Origin of the sequence: Ottowia massiliensis (genome assembly GCF_900240305.1) — a bacterium.
In the GTDB taxonomy this organism is placed as follows: domain Bacteria; phylum Pseudomonadota; class Gammaproteobacteria; order Burkholderiales; family Burkholderiaceae_C; genus Ottowia; species Ottowia massiliensis.
In genome coordinates this window covers 45,112-63,119 of sequence record NZ_LT964854.1, presented here as the reverse complement: position 1 = coordinate 63,119, position 18,008 = coordinate 45,112, and the positions used below count along the sequence as shown (strand labels likewise).

Annotated in this window: 16 protein-coding genes; 9 read left to right on the top strand and 7 right to left on the bottom strand. The window is 65.6% G+C overall.

The genetic code is table 11. The annotated features are described in order from the left end of the window. Positions 1 to 185 precede the first annotated feature (185 nt). Both tadA and yccS read left to right on the top strand, forming a co-directional pair. Positions 186 to 1,550, top strand: coding sequence for a tRNA adenosine(34) deaminase TadA (gene tadA / locus C1720_RS00265; protein WP_102282823.1), 1,365 nt, complete (start codon positions 186 to 188; stop codon positions 1,548 to 1,550). 177 nt (positions 1,551 to 1,727) lie between these two features. Next, positions 1,728 to 4,049, top strand: coding sequence for a YccS family putative transporter (yccS, locus tag C1720_RS00260; protein WP_102284413.1), 2,322 nt, complete (start codon positions 1,728 to 1,730; stop codon positions 4,047 to 4,049). 327 nt (positions 4,050 to 4,376) lie between these two features. Here yccS and C1720_RS00255 read toward each other — a convergent pair whose 3' ends face one another. The 5 genes from C1720_RS00255 to C1720_RS00235 form a co-directional block, all read right to left on the bottom strand. After that, complete coding sequence (locus C1720_RS00255) at positions 4,377 to 6,083, bottom strand: ABC transporter ATP-binding protein (protein WP_102282822.1); 1,707 nt, start codon at positions 6,081 to 6,083, stop codon at positions 4,377 to 4,379. A 267-nt stretch (positions 6,084 to 6,350) separates the two neighbouring features. Continuing rightward, positions 6,351 to 6,713: a DUF488 domain-containing protein gene (locus tag C1720_RS00250; protein WP_050716089.1), complete on the bottom strand. Its 363-nt coding sequence runs from the start codon at positions 6,711 to 6,713 to the stop codon at positions 6,351 to 6,353. A gap of 13 nt (positions 6,714 to 6,726) precedes the next feature. Next, on the bottom strand, positions 6,727 to 7,377 hold the full coding sequence (gene nth, locus C1720_RS00245; protein ID WP_102282821.1) for an endonuclease III: 651 nt from the start codon (positions 7,375 to 7,377) through the stop codon (positions 6,727 to 6,729). A 32-nt stretch (positions 7,378 to 7,409) separates the two neighbouring features. Next, positions 7,410 to 7,826, bottom strand: coding sequence for a lactoylglutathione lyase (gene gloA / locus C1720_RS00240; RefSeq protein ID WP_102282820.1), 417 nt, complete (start codon positions 7,824 to 7,826; stop codon positions 7,410 to 7,412). Positions 7,827 to 7,884: 58 nt separating this feature from the next. Beyond that, a complete protein-coding gene (locus C1720_RS00235; protein WP_102282819.1) occupies positions 7,885 to 8,862 on the bottom strand; it encodes a Bug family tripartite tricarboxylate transporter substrate binding protein in 978 nt (325 codons plus the stop codon). A 341-nt stretch (positions 8,863 to 9,203) separates the two neighbouring features. On the opposite strand from C1720_RS00235, the gene C1720_RS00230 reads away from it, so the two are divergent. From C1720_RS00230 to cobA, 6 genes are all read left to right on the top strand, one after another. Then, positions 9,204 to 10,526 carry a homoserine dehydrogenase gene (locus tag C1720_RS00230; protein WP_050716093.1) on the top strand — a complete coding sequence of 441 codons (1,323 nt, stop codon included), beginning with the start codon at positions 9,204 to 9,206 and terminating at the stop codon, positions 10,524 to 10,526. Between the two features lie 78 nt (positions 10,527 to 10,604). After that, the gene (gene thrC, locus C1720_RS00225; RefSeq protein ID WP_102282818.1) at positions 10,605 to 12,044 is read left to right on the top strand and encodes a threonine synthase; all 1,440 of its coding nucleotides are present in this window, start codon (positions 10,605 to 10,607) and stop codon (positions 12,042 to 12,044) included. A gap of 232 nt (positions 12,045 to 12,276) precedes the next feature. After that, positions 12,277 to 12,672, top strand: coding sequence for a hypothetical protein (locus C1720_RS12605; protein WP_146006785.1), 396 nt, complete (start codon positions 12,277 to 12,279; stop codon positions 12,670 to 12,672). A gap of 427 nt (positions 12,673 to 13,099) precedes the next feature. Then, positions 13,100 to 13,417: a hypothetical protein gene (locus C1720_RS12600; protein WP_146006784.1), complete on the top strand. Its 318-nt coding sequence runs from the start codon at positions 13,100 to 13,102 to the stop codon at positions 13,415 to 13,417. An 871-nt stretch (positions 13,418 to 14,288) separates the two neighbouring features. Next, on the top strand, positions 14,289 to 14,945 hold the full coding sequence (locus tag C1720_RS00215; protein ID WP_102284412.1) for a hypothetical protein: 657 nt from the start codon (positions 14,289 to 14,291) through the stop codon (positions 14,943 to 14,945). Further along, complete coding sequence (gene cobA, locus C1720_RS00210; RefSeq protein ID WP_102282816.1) at positions 14,945 to 15,763, top strand: uroporphyrinogen-III C-methyltransferase; 819 nt, start codon at positions 14,945 to 14,947, stop codon at positions 15,761 to 15,763. The genes C1720_RS00215 and cobA overlap by 1 nt, the downstream gene beginning before the upstream one ends. A 137-nt stretch (positions 15,764 to 15,900) precedes the next feature. Here the strand turns inward: cobA and C1720_RS00205 are convergent, their stop codons facing one another. Continuing rightward, positions 15,901 to 16,395: a hypothetical protein gene (locus C1720_RS00205; RefSeq protein ID WP_102282815.1), complete on the bottom strand. Its 495-nt coding sequence runs from the start codon at positions 16,393 to 16,395 to the stop codon at positions 15,901 to 15,903. A 26-nt stretch (positions 16,396 to 16,421) separates the two neighbouring features. After that, positions 16,422 to 16,730 carry a hypothetical protein gene (locus tag C1720_RS00200; RefSeq protein WP_102282814.1) on the bottom strand — a complete coding sequence of 103 codons (309 nt, stop codon included), beginning with the start codon at positions 16,728 to 16,730 and terminating at the stop codon, positions 16,422 to 16,424. Positions 16,731 to 16,984: 254 nt separating this feature from the next. Here C1720_RS00200 and C1720_RS00195 point away from each other — a divergent pair, with 254 nt between their 5' ends. Further along, on the top strand, positions 16,985 to 17,992 hold the full coding sequence (locus C1720_RS00195; protein WP_050716098.1) for an asparaginase: 1,008 nt from the start codon (positions 16,985 to 16,987) through the stop codon (positions 17,990 to 17,992). Positions 17,993 to 18,008 lie beyond the last annotated feature (16 nt).

Here is an 18,008-nt window from a genome sequence, read left to right as displayed (position 1 = left end):
GGAAACTGCGCTGACCGGCATTTTGGGCCACTCAGATTTGCTCCTGTTTCTGATGCGGCGCAGGGCAAGGCTTCGCCAAACGGGAAAAGCCGTGAGCAGCCAGCCAAAGAAGCGGCGAAGGCCCGTCTGCGGCTTGCGTTTCGCGGCCCATCCCGATCCGCTCTTTTGTCCCTCCCGGCCAGATCATGAACAAGTTCCCAGAAGCTGCCCCTGCCGAAACGTCTGAAGACGCCCGCTGGATGCGCCTGGCCCTGCAAGTCGCGCATGAGGCGGCAGCGCGCGGCGAAGTGCCCGTGGGCGCGGTGGTGGTCAAGGACGGGCGCTGCATCGCCGCTGCTGGCAACGCCTGCGTGGGCGCGCATGACCCCAGCGCGCATGCCGAAATCGCCGCCTTGCGCCAGGCCGCGCGGGCGCTGGGCAATTACCGGCTGCAAGGCTGCACGCTGTATGTGACGCTGGAGCCTTGCGCCATGTGCGCCGGGGCCATGCTGCACGCGCGGCTGGCGCGCGTGGTTTTTGGCGCGGCCGACCCCAAAACGGGCGCGGCCGGTTCGCTGCTCAACCTGTTTGCCCAGCCCGCACTCAACCATCAAACGCAAGTCACTGGCGGCGTGCTGGCGGGCGAATGCGCCGCTGCGCTGCACGGCTTTTTCAGGCCGCGCCGCATCAATGCCGCCCCCTTGCGGCAAGACGCGCTGCGCACGCCGCCCGCGCGCTTTGCCCATCTGCCCGATGACCCCTGGCCGCGCCATGCCGAAAGCGGCTTGCCCGCCCTGGGCGGCTTGCGCCTGAGCTACATGGACGAAGGCCCGCGCGACGCGCCCATCACCTGGCTGTGCCTGCACGGCGCGCCCGCCTGGAGCCACCTGTGGCGGCACATGGCCGCCCAGTGGCTGGCGGCGGGCTGCCGCGTGATCGCGCCTGACTTGATCGGCTTTGGCCGCAGCGACAAGCCCAAGAAAGAAAGCGCCCACACCCTGGCCTGGCACCGGCAAATCCTGACTGAATGGGTGCGCAAGCTGGATGTGCGCCGCGTGGCCCTGGCCCTGCACGGCACGGCCGGCGCGGCGGGCTTGGCGCTGCCCGCCGCCGATCCGCAGCGCTACGCCGCGCTGCTGGCCATCAACACCGGCTTTGCGCCAGCGGCGCAGGCCAGCGGGGCAGGGCAGGGCGCGCCTGCCCGCTTGCCTCTTTCGCGCCTGCCGCGCCTGCCCGCTGACGAGCAAGCCGCTTGCGAAGCCCCTTTCCCTGACAGCGGCCACCACGCCGCCTTGCGCGCCCTGCCGCGCCTGGCCGATGGCGGGCATGAGCCTGACTTGCGCGCCTTCTGGCAAAACCGTTGGCACGGCGCCAGCCTGCTGATTTGCGGCACGCCCGACCCTTTTTATGGCCCCGCCGCCATGAGCGCGCTGCAAGCCGCCGTGCGGGGCGCGCCGCCGCCCTTGCCCCTGCCCGGCGCGGGCCACTTCAGCTGCGCCACGGCAGGGCGCGAAATCGCACAGCTGGCGCTGGCGCGGCTGGCGCAGCCCGCGCAATGGGCAAAAGACTGAACGCGTTTTTCCCGGTTTTCCGGCTGCGCCGCGCAAAAAAAGCTTTGGCGCGCCTGGCGGGCTGTTTTCATTTCCGGCTTGATCAAAGCGCATTGTTTTGATGCGCGACTGACTGGCGCCAGGCGCACAATCTGCGCCTTTTTGCGCCGCCAGCCGCTGGCGGCGCGCTCCCACGCCATGCGCACGCCTGCCATCAATTCCAAAGTCATCGCCACCTTGCCCATCTTCTGCTGCGTGATGCTGGCTTGCGGCTTTGTGTGGGCCGTGCGGCAGCCCGCGTGGACGATGCCGCTGGTGCTGGGCGTGATTGCGGGCGGTCTGGTCGATCTGGACAACGGGCTGACGGGGCGGGTGCAAAACATCGTGCTGACGGCGCTGGCCTTTTCTTTTTCTTCGCTGCTGGTGCAGACGATGCTGGGCACGGGGCTGCCGTTTATCGTGACGATGACGGCGCTCACTTTCCTGTTCACGGTGCTGGGCGCGCTGGGGCTGCGCTACCGCACCATTGCCTTTGGCGCGCTGGCGGTGGCCACTTACACCACGCTGGCCTATGCGCCGCAGACGCCCTGGTTTCTGAATCCGCTGCTGATTTTGTGCGGCACGCTGCTGTACAGCAGCGTCACGCTGTGCCTGCACGTGGTCTTTCCGCACCGGCCCGTGCAAGACAGCATGGCCGCCGCTTTTGCCGAGCTGGGCGGGTATTTCGACGCCAAAGCCGCTTTTTTCGACCCCGACGAGGCCGAGTGGCTGGAAGACGGCCCGCGCCTGGCGCTGGCGCGGCAGAACACGGCGGTGATCAACGCCTTCAACCAGTGCCGCAGCGCCTTGTTCTACCGCATGCGCGGCCAGCACCGGCACCCGCGTACGGCGCGCATGCTGCGGCTGTATTTCATTGCGCAAGACGTGCATGAGCGCATCAGCTCCACGCATGCCGATTACCGCGAGCTGGCCGAGAGCCTGAAAAACACCGATCTCATCTTCCGCATTCACCGCCTGCTGGAATTGCAGGGGCAGGCCTGCCGCGACGTGGCTTCCAGCCTGCGCGCCGACATGCCCTACGCCTACTCCGCGCGCCTGCAACGCGCCATGACGGGCTGCCAGCAGTCGCTGCGCGTGCATGCCCAAAGCCGCCAGGCGGAACAGGCGGATCAGGCGGAGCAGGGCGGTCAGGCCGACCAGCTCCACGCGCTGCAAAGGCTCATGGACAACCTGGCGGGCATTGACTACCAGCTCAGCCACATTGAAAGCGCCGCAGACGCCGCTTTTGGCGAAAACTCCGACAAAACCCGCATCGCCGCCCAGGAGCAAGACGGCCCGCTGCTGCACGCCCTGCGCGCCATGCGCGGCCAGCTGAACATGCGCTCGCCGGTGTTTCGCCACGCCGTGCGGCTGTCGCTGGTGGTGGCCCTCTCGTGCACGGTGGTGGAGCTGCTGCATCTGAATCTGGGCTACTGGATCTTGCTGACAGCCCTGTTCGTGTGCCAGCCCAACTATTCGGCCACGCGCAGCCGGGTGAACCAGCGCATCGGCGGCACCATCGCGGGCGTGCTCGTCGGCTCCGTCGTGCCCTGGTTCACGCCCACGGTGGAAACCAAGCTGGGCATCATCGTGCTCACCACCACGCTGTTTTTCCTGATGCGCAACTACAAATACAGCTGGTCCACCTTCTTCATCACCATCCAGGCGCTCACCAGCCTCTCGCTCATGGGGGTGGACATCTACGCGGCCATGCCCGTGCGCATCATCGACACCATCACCGGCGCGGCCATCGCCTGGGCCGCCGTGCACTTTCTCTGGCCCGACTGGCGCTACCTCAGCCTGCCCGCCAGCGCCAGCGCCTCCATCGCCAGCAACGGCGCGTATCTGGAACGCATCATCAGCCAGCTTGAAAACGGCGTGGACGACGATGTGGCCTACCGCAGCGTACGCCGCCTGGCGCACGAAAAGGCGGCCGCCTTGAGCAGCGCCATCTCCGACATGAGCAGCCAGCCAGGCCGCCACAGCCCGCAAATGCAGGGCGCGGGGCTGAACCTGCTGAAAACCAGCTACGCGCTCATTGGCTACATCTCCGCCCTGGGCGCTTACCGCAGCCAGATTGCCCAGGAGGCGCGGCAGGAAGCCAGCGCCGCCGGACAGCCGCCGCAAACGCAGCCCTCGCCCGCCGCGCCTGAAACGCCTGAAGCGGCAGCCGCGCCGCAAGCGCCCGAAGCACCCGAAGCGCAAGCCTTCACTCCCCTCTTTTTCGACACCGCCCGCCAAACGGCCCAGCTGCTGCAAGCCCTGCCCGGGCTGGACGACAGCGCCTTTGCCGCCGCCAGCGAGCGCATCCAAAGCGGCGTGCGCGCCTTGCGCGCGCGCGTGCAGGGTCGCCGCCCCAACAGCGTGCTTTGGCAGCAGCTCTCGCTCATCACCCGCCAGCTCGCGCCTTGCCGCCAGATGCTGAAAAGCATGACGCCGCCCGGCGAAGCCGGGCCAACCGCGCCGCTCCAGAAGCCGTAGCGCCCAGCCCGCGAGGCGCAAAGGCGCGCTGGAATGGGCTGGAAATAAGCCGTGCATAGGCCGCTATCGCGTATTTTTGCTCATCTATCCATAGCAATACGTCCTAGTGGAGCCTGCGCAGATGGGTATTTCAAGCCCTCTGAATTCGCTCCTGTTTTTGATGCTTCCGGGTGGGCGTGAAGGCGCTGCGCCGCCCGCCGGCCGCGCCTGCTTCCGGATGCAGCCGGATAAAGCAGGCCGCCGCAGGGCCAAAACGCCGAATCTCAAAACGCCGAATCTGTTTCGCAGGCAGGCTGAAGCAGGCCCTGGACAAAGCCTTGCAAAGCCTCACGCCGCCGCCAGCAGCTTTTGCGTGTAGGGATGCTGCGGCTTTTCAAGCACTTGCAGGGCGGGGCCGGTTTCCACGGCCTGCCCGTCCTTGAGCACCAGCACGTCATGCGCCAGGGCGCGCACCACGTCCACGTCGTGCGTGATGAGCAGATAGGCCAGGCGGCGCTCGCGCTGGAGCTTTTGCAGCAGCGCGATGACTTGTTTTTGCACCGTCACATCCAGCGCGCTGGTGGGTTCGTCCAGCACCAGCAGCTGCGGCTCCACGATGAGCGCGCGCGCCAGGGCGATGCGCTGGCGCTGCCCGCCCGAAAACTCGTGCGGATAGCGGCCCAGCAAATGCGCAAAGCGGCTGGCGCGGCTGGCGCTGTCTGGCGTGGCTTGAGCGGCTTGCGGGCCGCTTTCCTCTTTGCCGTCCAGCCCGCCTTCTTGCCCGCCGTCTTGCAAGCCGACATCGGCCAGCGCCTGCCGCACGCGCGCGGCGCGCTCGGTGGCGCTCAAGTGGGGGGCATGCACCAGCAGGCCCTCGCCCACGATTTCTTCCACGGTCATGCGCGGCGAAAGGGAAGAGAACGGGTCTTGAAACACCACTTGCGCCACGCGGCGCAGCGGCCTGTCGGCGCGGGTGCGGCGCTGCCACGGGCGGCCCGCCACGCGCAGCTCGCCCGTGAAAGGCAGCAGGCCCAGCGCCGCTTGCGCCAGGGTGGATTTGCCGGAGCCTGACTCGCCAATCACCCCCAGCGTGCGCCCCGCCGGTAGGCAAAAACTGGCGTCATGCACGGCCACGAACTGCCCTTTTTTGAACCAGCCGCGCAGGCCCGGCAGCGGCGCGGGGTAAGTCACGCGCACGTGCTGCGCGGCCAGCGCGGGGGCTTGCGCCGCGTCGCCAGCGGGCGATTCATCGACATCGCGCACGGGCCGGCTGGCCAGCAGTTTTTGCGTGTAAGGGTGCTGCGGGGCGGCAAACAGCGCGGCGGCGCTGCCTTGCTCCACCAGGCGGCCTTGCTGCATGACGGCCACGCGGTCGGCAAAGCGGCGCACCAGGTTCAGGTCGTGCGTGATCATCAGCACGGCCATGCCGTTTTCGCGCCGCAGGCTCTCCAGCAAATCCAGAATTTGCCCGCGCAGGCTCACATCCAGCGCCGTGGTCGGCTCATCGGCCAGCAAAAGGCGCGGCTGGCAGGCCAGCGCCATCGCAATCATGGCGCGCTGGCGCTGCCCGCCCGAGAGCTGGTGCGCGAAAGCGCGCGCACGCCGCTGCGGCTCGGCAATGCCCGTTTTCGCCAGCAGCTCAACCGCCTCTTGCGCCGCGCGGCCAGCGGACAGGCCGCGCTTGAGGCGCAGGGCCTCGGCCACTTGCGCGCCGATGGTCATCAGCGGATTGAGCGCCGTCATCGGCTCCTGAAAAATCATGGCGATTTCATCGCCGCGCAGCGCGCGCATCTGCCGCTCGGGCAGCGCCAGCAGGTCGCGCGCCTGCCCGTCGCGCCCGGCAAACAGCGCCCGCCCCTGCAAGGCCGCGCCATCGAGCAGCCGCAGCAGGCTGAGCGCCGTCAGCGTTTTGCCAGAGCCTGACTCGCCCACCAGCGCCAGCTTTTCCCCCGGCGCAAGAGCAAACGAAACCCCTTGCACCACGGGTTTGGCGCCAAAGCGGATGCACAAGTGCTGCACGTCAAGCAGAGGCAGGCGGGAAGAAGCGGAATTCATGAACGCGGCAATGAGAGTGAATGGGGCGCGCAGGGCATGCGCAAAGCCACACGCGCAAGCCAGCGCCGCACGCCGTGGAATGCCTCAGATGGTAAGTGCAGCATATTGCTTCTGAAAAAATAGCATGAGGTCCTAGAGATACGGGCGCAGGCGCCGTTTTTTACCCCTTGAATTCGCTCCTGTTTTTGATATTTTCCGACTGGCAAAGCAGGCCAAAGGCGCGGCCCAGCTGCATGGAGAACCTGCTGCGCTCCGCCCTCGCGCCTTTCAGCGCCCGGCCAGCGCCTGCTGGAGCACGGCGATGTGGCTGTGGGCAGGGTCTTTGGCGGCGGTGAGCAAAGTCAGGGGCCGGGGCAGCGCGCGCAGGCGCTCCAGGGCGGCCTGGGCGGCGGGGGCAGCCAGTTCCTGGCGGAAGCGCTGGCAGAACTCGTCGAAGCGCCCTTCGGGGTCTTCGTGGAACCAGTGGCGCAGTTCGGTGCTGGGGGTGGCGTCTTTTTCCCAGGCCACGCCTTGCAGGGCGGCCTTGCTGATGCCGCGCGGCCACAGGCGGTCAAGCAGCACGGCGCTTTTATGAGGGGCGTGCACGTAGTCGTAGATGCGCTCGGCGGGAAAGTTGGCAGGGGCGCTCATGTCGGTGCTCCGTTCATGTGGTTTTGGAAGGGGCAGGGGTTTTGTCCGGCCAGTCGCACAGGTGGGCCACGGCGCATTCCCAGCAGCGGGGCTTGCGCGCCTGGCACACGTAGCGGCCATGCAGGATGAGCCAGTGGTGCGCGTGCAGCAGGTAATGCGGCGGCACGCGCTCCAGCAGTTTTTGTTCCACGGCCAGCGGCGTTTTGCCGGGGGCCAGGCCCGTGCGGTTGCTCACGCGGAAGATGTGCGTGTCCACGGCCATCGTCGGCTCGCCAAAGGCGACGTTGAGCACCACATTGGCCGTTTTGCGGCCCACGCCGGGCAGCGCCTCCAGCGCGGCGCGCGTGCGCGGCACCTGGCCGCCGTGCTCATCCATGAGGATGCGGCAGGTTTGCAGCAGGTGGCGGGCCTTGCTGTGATACAGGCCAATGGTTTTGATGGCCGCTTCCAGCCGCTCCAGCCCCAGGTCGAGCATTTGCTGCGGCGTGCGCGCCAGCGGAAAAAGAATGCGCGTGGCCTTGTTCACGCCCGCGTCGGTGGCCTGCGCCGATAGCAGCACGGCAACCAGCAGCTCAAAGGCGCTGCCGTATTCCAGCTCCGTTTCGGGGTGCGGATTGGCCGCTTGCAAGATGGCGAAAAAGCGCTCGATTTGCGCGGGCGTCATGGCGGAAAAAGCCTTGCGGCAGCGAACGCCAATTAACGCAGGCCCTGGCCGCTGGCCGTGTCGTCGGCGCGCTCGATCAGCTCGATCTTGTAGCCGTCCGGGTCGCTCACGAAGGCGATGACAGTGCTGCCGCCCATCACGGGGCCGGCCTCGCGCGTGACGCAGCCGCCAGCGGCGCTGATTTTTTCGCAGGCCGCGCGGGCGTCGGGCACGCCAATGGCGATGTGGCCGTAGGCCGTGCCCATTTCATATTGGGTCTGGCCCCAGTTGTAGGTCAGCTCGATTTCGGCCTGGCCGGGGTTGCCGCCTTCGTAGCCCAGAAAGGCCAGCGTGTAGCGGTATTCGGGGTTCTCGGAGCGGCGCAGCAGCGTCATGCCGAGCACCTCGGTATAGAAGCGGATGGAGCGGTCCAGATCGCCCACGCGGAGCATGGTGTGAAGAAGGCGCATTGAAAAAGTCTGTCGTGGGTTGATGAAGAAAAGAGAAAGCGCGCTTTGAAGCAGGTTCCTAGTCCACCCGCGCGCCCGAGAGCTTGACAATGCCCTGATAGCGGCCGCGCTCGCGCTCGGCCAGCTCGCCGAACTGCTCTGGCGTGGTGGGCAGCGGCTCGGCCCAGATGGCGGCAAAGCGCTGCTGCGCCTGCGGGCTGGCCAGCGCCTTGCCAAAAGCCGACGAGAGCTTTTGCAGCACCGGCGCGGGCGTGCCCGCCGGGGCCACCAGACCCCACCAGGTGTCAATCTCAAAGCCCTTGAGCGTGTCGGCCAGCGGCGGCACGCCCGGCAGCATGGGGCTGGGGCTTGCGCTGGTCACGGCCAGCGCCACGAGCTTGCCGCTTTTGATGTTGGGCGCGGCGCTGGCCAGGTTGTCAATGTTGAAGTCCACCTGCCCGCCCAGCAGCGCCAGCTGCGCGGGGTTGGCGCCGTTGAAGGGAATGTGCGTGGCCTCGATGCCCGCCTGCTGCTTGAACAGCTCACCCGCCAGATGCCCCGCGCTGCCGTTGCCGCCGGAGCCGTAGTTGAGCTGGCCGGGGTTTTCGCGGGCATGGGCGATCAGATCGGCCACGCTGGCAATCTTCAGCTGCCGGGCGACCTCGGCATTCATCACCAGCACATTGGGCACACGGGCCACGGCAGTGACGGGGGCGAAGTCTCTGGCCGCGTCATACGGCATCTTGCGAAACAGCCAGGGGTTGATGGCCAGCGTGGCCACCGCCGCCACGCCCAGCGTGCGCCCGTCGGGCACAGCCTTGGCCACGGCGGCCATGCCGATATTGCCGCCCGCGCCCGGCTTGTTGTCCACCACCACCGTGCCCAGCTCGCCTTGCACTCGCTCGGCCAGCACCCGCGCCGTTGCGTCCAGCGGCCCGCCAGGCGGATACGGCACCACGATGCGCAGCGGCGCAGTCTCCTGCGCCCAGGCGGCAGGCGCGGCCCAGGCCGCCGCCAGCGCGAGGGCGGACAGCAGCAAGCAACGGCGTGCGGTCATGTTTCAGTCTCCTGACAAAAATGGCAACGCGGCATTGTCCTTCATGCCTTCTGCCAGCCAGACAGCATCGGAAACAGGAGCAGATTTTTGGGGTATGAAATGCCGTCCAGAACAGGTTCCGCCAAGACGTCACGCTATGTATTTAGGGGCAGCCGCCTCGAATGGCCTGGCGCACTCAATGCGAAATACGGTTTCGCGCGTTCAGGCCGGCCATTCACCGGCTGCGCCTGGGCCGCCCTGATTGCGGCCCGTCATTTCCTCTCCTCACAGCCAGGCGCCGGACAGGCGCTCAGGAATAATCCCGCCTTTTTCGCACTCGCTCAACCATAGGGAAAAACCATATGCAAGCCATCCAGGTCGGCCTTCTGGGCATCGGCACCGTGGGCAGCGGCACTTTCAACGTGCTGCGTCGCAATCAGGAAGAAATCAAGCGCCGCGCCGGGCGGGGCATTGAAATTGTCATGGTGGCCGATCTGGACACCCAGCGCGCTCGCCAGATCGTGGGGCCTGACGTGCAGGTGGTGGCCGACGCGCGCGAGGTCATCGCCAACCCGGACATCGAAATCGTCGTGGAACTGATTGGCGGCTATGGCGTGGCGCGCACGCTGGTGCTGGAAGCCATTGCGGCGGGCAAGCACGTGGTCACGGCCAACAAGGCGCTACTGGCCGTGCACGGCACGGAAATTTTTGAAGCGGCGCAGAAAAAAGGCGTGATGGTCGCCTTCGAGGCCGCCGTGGCGGGCGGCATTCCCATCATCAAGGCGCTGCGCGAGGGGCTGACGGCCAACCGCATCCAGTGGCTGGCGGGCATCATCAACGGCACCACCAACTTCATCCTCAGCGAGATGCGCGACAAGGGGCTGGACTTTGACGTGGCGCTCAAAGAGGCGCAGCGCCTGGGTTACGCCGAGGCCGACCCCACCTTCGACATCGAAGGCATCGACGCCGCGCACAAGGCCACGCTGATGAGCGCCATTGCCTTCGGCATTCCCGTGCAGTTCGACCGCGCCTACGTGGAAGGCATCACGCAGCTGGCCGCCGCCGACATCCAATACGCCGAGCAGCTGGGCTACCGCATCAAGCTGCTGGGCATGAGCAAACGGCGCGAAGGCGAAGGCGTGGAGCTGCGCGTGCACCCCACGCTCATTCCCGCCCGGCGGCTGATTGCCAATGTGGAAGGCGCGATGAACGCCGTGCTCGTGCAAGGCGACGCCGTGGGCGCCACGCTGCACTACGGCAAAGGCGCGGGCAGCGAGCCGACGGCCAGCGCCGTCATCGCCGACCTGGTGGACGTGACCCGCCTGGCCACCAGCGACCCGCAGCACCGCGTGCCGCACCTGGCCTTCCAGCCCGGCGCGCTGCGCCACGTGCAAGTGCTGCCCATCGAACAAGTCATCACCAGCTACTACCTGCGCCTGCGCGTGAAAGACGAGACGGGCGTGCTCGCGCAAGTCACCCGCATCCTGGCCGACGCCGGCATCAGCATCAACGCCGTGCTCCAGCGCGGCACAGGCAGCGCCGCGCAAAACGCGCACGAAACCGACCTCATCATCCTCACGCACAACGCCCTGGAAGGCAGCATGAACGCCGCGCTGGCGCGCCTGCAACAACTGCCCGCCGTGCTCGCGCCCATCGTGCGCATCCGCAAGGAAGAGCTGGCTTGACGCCCAAAGGCAAAGCTCGGCCAAGGCCAGCAAAGGCCGCCAGCCATGAATGAACAAGCAACCAGAAAGCCGGCTCCCATGAACTACCTCTCCACCCGTGGCGATGCCACTGCCCGCAAGTTCTGCGACATCTTGCTGGAGGGCTTGGCGCCCGACGGCGGGCTGTATCTGCCGCAGCATTACCCGCAGCTGGACGCTGCCGGTCTGGCCCGCCTGCGCCAGGTGTGGCGCGATGAAGGCTATGCCGCGCTGGCGTTTGAAATCCTCTCGCTCTACATCGACGACATCCCCGCCGCCGACCTGCGGCAGCTGTGCGTCAAAACCTACACGCCCGCAGTGTTTGGCACGCGCGCCATCACGCCGCTCAAAAAGCTGGAAGAAGGCTTTTATCTCGAAGCCCTGTCCAACGGCCCCACGCTCGCGTTCAAAGACATGGCCATGCAGCTGCTGGGCAACTTGTTTGAATACGAGCTGGCGCGCAAAAACGGCGGCCAGGGCGCGCAGCTCAACATCCTGGGCGCCACCAGCGGCGACACTGGCAGCGCCGCCGAATACGCCATGCGCGGCAAGCGCGGCATCCGCGTGTTCATGCTCAGCCCGCACGGGCGCATGAGCGCCTTCCAGCAGGCGCAAATGTTCAGCCTGCAAGACGCCAACATCCACAACATCGCCGTCGAAGGCGTGTTTGACGACTGCCAGGACATCGTCAAGGCCGTCAGCGCCGATCTGCCCTTCAAACGCCGCTACAGCATCGGCACCGTCAACAGCATCAACTGGGCGCGGCTGCTGGCGCAAGTGGTCTATTACTTCGCGGGCTGGATGCAGGCCACGCAAAGCGAAGCGCAAACCGTCGATTTCACCGTGCCCAGCGGCAACTTCGGCAACATCTGCGCGGGCCACGTGGCGCGCATGATGGGGCTGCCCATCCGCCGCCTCATCGTCGCCACCAATGAAAACGACGTGCTCGATGAATTCTTCCGCACGGGCCTGTACCGCGTGCGCGGCAGCGCCGAAACGTTTGAAACCAGCAGCCCCAGCATGGACATCAGCAAGGCCAGCAACTTCGAGCGCTTCGTGTTCGACCTGCTGGGCCGCGACGCCGCCGCCACCCGCGCCCTCTTTGGCCAAACGCTGGCGCAGCAAGGCCAGTTTGATTTGAGCCGCCACCCGCGCTTTGCCGCCGCGCGCGAACAATTCGGCTTTGCCAGCGGCAAAAGCACCCATGCCGACCGTCTGGCCACCATCCGCAGCGTGCACGGGCAGTACGGCGTGCTGGTGGACACCCACACCGCCGACGGCGTGAAAGTGGCCCGCCAGTTTGCGCAAAAAGACACGCCCATGATCGTGCTGGAAACGGCGCTGCCCATCAAATTTGCCGCCACCATCCGCGAAGCCCTGGGCCGCGACCCGGACCGCCCTGCCGCCTTCAACGGCATCGAAAACCTGCCCCGCCGCGTGCGCGTCATGCCAGCGGACGCGCAAGCCATCAAAGCCTTCATCGCGCAGCAATGCGCGTAAGCGCGAACCCGGCGCGCCTTGAAAGCAAAACAGCCAAATCCCGGAAACTGGCTTGATAAACGGGCGGCAAGCCATGAAAAACCGGGATGGGGAGAAAGAATAAAAGCCAAAAAATAGCCCTTGTTCTGGAATCTGCCGGTTTTGCAGGGATGATCGAGAGCAACAGATTCCGGAATGAGCCATTTCGATAAAACCATTTTCAACTGTACGGAAACAAGGAAAGGCTGCCGAAATGACGGTCAAGAAATGCCCTTATTGCTCTTATGAGATGGAATTTCCGCTGCGCGAATGGATTTTCAAGGATTTGTATCTGGACTCTCCGCTGCCAGAGTTTCGAAAATATACCAGAAGAATGGCTCGCCGCATTGTTTGTCCGCATTGCAAGAAACAATCTTATTTCACTTCATTTTATTTATGGCTTTTCATTAGTCTGCTGGTGATGAGCTACCCATTTTTCCTCTTTTTTTCTTGGCTCCTATCAAAGGTTAGCGGATATATGTTATTGTGTGCATTTGCCACATGGCCAGCGGTATGGATTGCATCAAAGATCATTAATATATACAGCATCAGACTTATGACTCACGAGGAGTATATGCATTGGGATGATGACTTTACAAGTTTCGATTGATTTAGCCGAGCGTATGTTGCATTTTAGCGCGTGATGCAGATGTCATGTTTGCATTGATGGCGTCAATATATCATTGAGATGTTTTATGAGAATAAAGAAAACATGCTCTTTTTGCAAGCGGACCATCAATTTGCGTCTCAAGGTGTATCTCCATATGTGGCTATTTACTTTCTTTCGTCTATCTGGAGATGTCAAATGCCCGTATTGCAAGAAATGGTCTGAATTTCGTGGGGAATGGGCGCATTATTTTGGTGGCATATGGTTAATGCTATTAGGCAGCTCTTGGCTTAAAAGCCTTAAACATGATCAGACGGTATTGATTTATCTGCTGCCGATAATATATTTTTTGGGCCGCCTTGTTGTAAGACTTTTTCAGATATTCACAACCGAACTGGAATAGTGGTGCTTGTTCATGCCATGAACCGCCTTGCCGCCTCTTGAGGATGGTTTATTGAATGCCGGGTTTGCGGACAAAAGAAGACGCCAGAAACTAACATTCAAATCAGAAAACATCATTTGCGTTGATTCAATTCCCAAGAAAATCATGGCGCCGGGCCTGTTGCGAAAAGCATGTTTTCATGCCAGCCATTCGGGGCCTAATGGATCAGCGCTTTTTTTGGCGGCGCCAGCCAGGCCAAAGGCCATGACCACGGCCTTGTTTGCCCCGCCTGCGCCGCTTCATGCCGCCCGCGCAAGAAAGCGCTCGCACCTTTCCATTGCCGCCTATTTGCTCTTTATTCAATAGCAATACGTCCTAGTGGAATGTGCGGGAAAACCGTTTTCATACCCCCGAAATTTGCTCCTGTTTCTGATGCGGCAGACCCTCATCCTGCCACTGTCAGCCTGCCTGCTGACGCCAAACTGAAGCCCCTCATGCTCTTGCCCCACTTTCAGCGCCAGTTTTGACCTTGGCGCTGACGCTGTTGCGGCCAGTGCGCGTACAGCAAAGCCAGAGGCGAGCAAGCCTGCCCAGCCTCACCAGTAAAGCCCCGGCTCCCATCCGGTTCTGAATGTCTGCCGAGTGCACCAGCACAGCCAGCAGCAGCCCATCGTGCCTTTGATCTTTTTGTCTGCGGTCATATCTGCGCTGCTCCCTTTTGAGACAGTCTTGAGCGATGGGGTCGATGACGGCCACGCTGGGTCTGGCCCGCCTGCCCGCCTTGGTGCGCACTTGTTGGCGCAGCAGCACATCCCACACGGCCAGCACTTGCCACTACGCGTCGGTTATGCCGCTTGGGTACATGGAGGGGGTTTTGCTATTCATTGGGTGTTGAAGGACAGGCGCTGAAGCCCTGCGCGCGCTCCAGGAGCGATCCATGAAGGAGCGGGCGGCTTGAAAGCGCCAGCGATGAGCAAAGCGGGCAGAAAAGGCAAGCGGAATGCACAGCTCTATTTCGCTCCTTCATTCATAGCATGACGTCCTGGTAAAACGCGCGCCAAACGGTATTTGGCACCCATTGATTCAGCTCCTGTTTTTGATGGCATTCGGCATGTAAGCGGCGTGCGTGCAGGCGGCTGGCTTTGGGCTTGCGGCGCGTGCGGGCAAAGGGCTTGCGTGGACAATGCCGCGCTTTGTTTCATTCCATCCACTTCTTCGCGTGAAAGGCGCTTTTGCCATGTCCGTTCATCAGCCTGCCGATGAATTTCCCGCTTTTTTTGACCAGGCGCCTGTTTTGCGCGTGCATGACGCGCTGGCGCAGTTTCTGGGGGCTGCCGCTGGCGGCGTCATCACCTACCGGTATGTGGATGCGGTGCGGCTGGCCGGGCATTCGTGCCCGACGGTGGCGGGGGCCTATCTCATGGTCGTCAAGGGGCTGGGGCATTTGTATGCCGATGGCCAGCTGCCCGAGCGCGGCGGCATTGAGGTGATGATGGCCGAAGGCCGCGAAGACGGCGCCACGGGCGTGGTGGCCGCCGTGGCCACGCTGCTGACGGGCGCCGCGCCCGAAACGGGTTTTGCGGGCATAGGCCCGGCGCACCGCTTTGGCCGCCGCAACCTGCTGCGCTTTGATGTGCCCATGCGGGGCGTGCTGGCGCTGCGCCGGCTGGACAGCGGCCAGGCCGTGCAGGTGGCGCTGGACGCCAGCATTGCGCCTTTTGGCGACGAGATGCGCGCGCTCATGCCCCGCGCCGTGGCGGGCGCAGCCAACGAGCAGGAGCTGGCCCGCTTTGCGCAGCTTTGGCAGGCGCGCGTGAAAACCATGCTGGTGGACGAGGTGAATCACCCGCAGCTGGTGCAGGTGATGCCGTTTGATGAATCGCTTCAGGCGTGATGGCGGCCAGGCCAGGCCCGCCGGGCTGCGTCACGCTGGTGGGCGCGGGGCCGGGCGATCCGCAACTGCTCACGCTCCAGGCCGTGCAGGCCATTGCCAGCGCCGATGTCCTTTTGGTGGATGACTTGGTTCACGAAGCCGTGCTGGCCCACGCGCGGCCTGGCGCGCACGTGCTGCGCGTGGGCAAGCGCGGCGGGCAGGCCAGCACGCCGCAGGCGCGCATTGGCGAACTGATGCTGTGCGAAGCGCGTGCCGGGCGGGCGGTGGTGCGCCTCAAAGGGGGCGACCCGTTCATTTTTGGCCGGGGCGGCGAAGAAGTGCAGCAGCTGCGCGCAGCTGGTTACGAGCCGCGCGTGGTGCATGGCATCACCGCCGGACTGGCGGCGCTGGGCAGCCTGGGCGCGCCGCTCACGCATGGCGAGCGCGCGCACGGCGTGATTTTTGCCAGCGGGCATTTGCATGCGCAGGCGCACCAGCCGCAGCAGCAAGCCGCGCGCTGGCAGCGCATGGGCGAGGCCGTGCGTGATTTGCAGCTCACGCTGGTCATTTACATGGGCGCGGGCCATGCCGCCGAAATACAGGCCGGGCTGCTGCGCGCACTGCCCGCCGATACGGCTGCCGCCGTGATCGAGCGCGCCACCTGGCCCGGCCAGCGCCAGTGCGTGACCACGCTGGGCCGCCTGGCGCAGGCGATGCAAGCAGGCGGCCTGGGCAGCCCCGCCATCGTGGTGGTGGGCGATGTGGTGCTGGGCGCGCGCGAGGCGCTGCGGCGCGAGACGGAGCAAACGGAGCAGGGCCAAGCCGTGGCGGCTGGCTGACTGGCGCGGCTTACAGCCCGCTCACGGCCTGATCACGGCCTGATCACGGCCTGATCACGGCCATCAGGCCCGCCAAGGCTATTCGCAAAAAAGGAGCGAATTGAAGGGGGTGGAAATGCCGTTTCGCGCAGTTTCCACTAGGACGTATTGCTATGAATAGAGGAGCTGATGCGGGCGGGCGTTTCCTGCTCCCGGCTCATGTTCTGCTCTGCGTCTTGCCCGTTCCGGTCTGCGCTTTTTTGCCGCGCGCAGGGCTGGCCATTCAGGCGGCAGTCGCCGGAGGCTTCATCCAGCCAGGCGTGGCCGTGGCTGGCGCAGCCGGTCTGGCACAGCACGTCTTGCACGCTGCGCAGCGGGGGCATGCCGCCGCGCGGGCTGGCGGCCTTGCGGGCGGGGCCGGGCAGCGGCGTCAGCCCGGGCCAGCCCAGGCCCCAGAGCAGGCGCGTGGTGGCGATAACCCAGCGGGCGCGCTGGCGCATGAGTTCGGTCTCCAGCGCCGCGCAACGGCGGGCGTGGGCGGCGGCCATGTCACTGATGCGCTGCTGCGCGCCCGCCCATTGGCGCAGCAGCACGCCGTGTTCATGGGCCAGATCGCAAGCGGGAAAGCGGGAAGCGGACAAGCGTGCGCTCATAGGTTGAACCTCCTGAACCATGGCTTTCATTGCACGCCCGCCGGGCTGTGGCGCCCCGTGCCGCCGGCAGGCTGGGCGGGCGCGGCTTCCGCAGCGGGGGCCAGCAGCACCCATTCACCTGCCAGCCGCATGAACAGCGCGCGCATGGCGGGGCTGATGCGCGGCCGCGCGGCCAGTTCGCCCAGTTGCTGGGCCACCTGTCCGGCCAGCAGGCTGCGATGGAAAGTACCGGCGGGCGTCTGCGCGTAGCCCGTCATCAGCGTCAGCGTGTTGATCAACAGGGCCTGGAAGCTGGGCGGCGCGGTTTGTTCGGCGGCGGGGGCTGGATGACGCATGGCGGGCTTTCCCAAGAGAGCGGAGCGGGCAAGGTGCGCGGCAAGTATATGAGAACGATTCTTGAATTGAGCCGCCCATTCCTCTGGGAATTCCCCGAGAACCACGGGCGCGCGCCGCAGGCGCAGAGGCCGCCCGGCAGCGGAAAAAGCGGCCCTGTGCCAACTGAACCAACCGGGCCATGGCGCGAATACGATCGCCGCTTTTCGCCAGCGCGTATCCGCTGCCGCGCTTTGCCGCCGTTTTTCGCCCTGCCATGACTGCCGCCTCCGCCCACGCCTGCCCTCGCCGCCTGCCCCGCATCGCCTTGCTCGCCACGGGCGGCACCATTGCCGGAGCAGGCCCTGACAGCACGGCAGCCGCCTACGTGGCCGGGGCCTTGCGGGGCCAGGCGCTGCTGCAAGCCGTGCCGCAGCTGGCGCAACTGGCGCAGGTGCAAGTGCATGAATTGTTTGCGCTGGACTCGGCGGACATCAGCGACGCGCAGCGCCTGCAACTGGCGCAGCGCGTGGCGGCGCTGGCGCGGCAGGGCGATGTGGACGGCATCGTCATCACCCACGGCACCGACACGCTGGAAGAAAGCGCCTATTTGCTGCACCTGACGCTCAAAACCGCCAAGCCCGTCGTGCTCACCGGCGCCATGCGCGCAGCCACTGCGCTGGGCGCCGACGGGCCGCTCAATCTCTACCAGGCCGTGCAAGTGGCCGCCAGCGCGCGCGCGGCAGGGCAGGGCGCGCTGGTGGTGATGAACGGCGCCATCTGGAGCGGGCGCGACGTGGCCAAGCGCGACGCCGCGCAAGTGCAGGCCCTGCAATCGCCCTACGGCCCGCTGGGGCTGGTGGCCGACGACGGCCCGCGCTTTTACCGCGCCCCCTGCCGCCCGCACACGCTGGCCAGCGAATTCGACGCCGACGCCCTGCCCGCACTGCCCGCCGTGGCCGTGGCCGCCAGCTATGGCGGCATGAGCGCGGCCGCCTGGCGGGCGCTGGCCGCTGAAGGCGCGCAGGCCATCGTCCACGCGGGCTTTGGCATCGGCACCGTGCCGCAAGCGCTGCAAGCCCAAGCCCGGCGCCTGCGCGCGCAAGGCGTGTGGCTGGTGCGCGCCAGCCGCGCAGGCAGCGGCGCGCTGCCCGCCTCGGCCCGCAGCCCGCTGTGGCTGTGCGCTGATGACCAAACGCCCGCGCAGGCGCGCCTGCTCATGGCCCTGGGGCTGACGCGCACGCAAGACGCAGCGGCGCTGCAAGCCTTGTTCGAGCGGTATTGAGCGCCCGCCCGCCACC

Excerpts from the sequence above, each read along its gene's own strand:
- C1720_RS00235 (WP_102282819.1), bottom strand. The coding sequence starts at position 8,862 with ATGACCGCACGCCGTTGCTTGCTGCTGTCCGCCCTCGCGCTGGCGGCG.
- thrC (WP_102282818.1), top strand. The coding sequence starts at position 10,605 with ATGAACTACCTCTCCACCCGTGGCGATGCCACTGCCCGCAAGTTCTGC.
- C1720_RS00215 (WP_102284412.1), top strand. The coding sequence starts at position 14,289 with ATGTCCGTTCATCAGCCTGCCGATGAATTTCCCGCTTTTTTTGACCAG.
- C1720_RS00255 (WP_102282822.1), bottom strand. The coding sequence starts at position 6,083 with ATGAATTCCGCTTCTTCCCGCCTGCCTCTGCTTGACGTGCAGCACTTG.
- C1720_RS12605 (WP_146006785.1), top strand. The coding sequence starts at position 12,277 with ATGACGGTCAAGAAATGCCCTTATTGCTCTTATGAGATGGAATTTCCG.
- C1720_RS00250 (WP_050716089.1), bottom strand. The coding sequence starts at position 6,713 with ATGAGCGCCCCTGCCAACTTTCCCGCCGAGCGCATCTACGACTACGTG.
- tadA (WP_102282823.1), top strand. The coding sequence starts at position 186 with ATGAACAAGTTCCCAGAAGCTGCCCCTGCCGAAACGTCTGAAGACGCC.
- cobA (WP_102282816.1), top strand. The coding sequence starts at position 14,945 with ATGGCGGCCAGGCCAGGCCCGCCGGGCTGCGTCACGCTGGTGGGCGCG.
- C1720_RS00195 (WP_050716098.1), top strand. The coding sequence starts at position 16,985 with ATGACTGCCGCCTCCGCCCACGCCTGCCCTCGCCGCCTGCCCCGCATC.
- yccS (WP_102284413.1), top strand. The coding sequence starts at position 1,728 with ATGCGCACGCCTGCCATCAATTCCAAAGTCATCGCCACCTTGCCCATC.
- gloA (WP_102282820.1), bottom strand. The coding sequence starts at position 7,826 with ATGCGCCTTCTTCACACCATGCTCCGCGTGGGCGATCTGGACCGCTCC.
- C1720_RS00230 (WP_050716093.1), top strand. The coding sequence starts at position 9,204 with ATGCAAGCCATCCAGGTCGGCCTTCTGGGCATCGGCACCGTGGGCAGC.
- C1720_RS00205 (WP_102282815.1), bottom strand. The coding sequence starts at position 16,395 with ATGAGCGCACGCTTGTCCGCTTCCCGCTTTCCCGCTTGCGATCTGGCC.
- nth (WP_102282821.1), bottom strand. The coding sequence starts at position 7,377 with ATGACGCCCGCGCAAATCGAGCGCTTTTTCGCCATCTTGCAAGCGGCC.
- C1720_RS00200 (WP_102282814.1), bottom strand. The coding sequence starts at position 16,730 with ATGCGTCATCCAGCCCCCGCCGCCGAACAAACCGCGCCGCCCAGCTTC.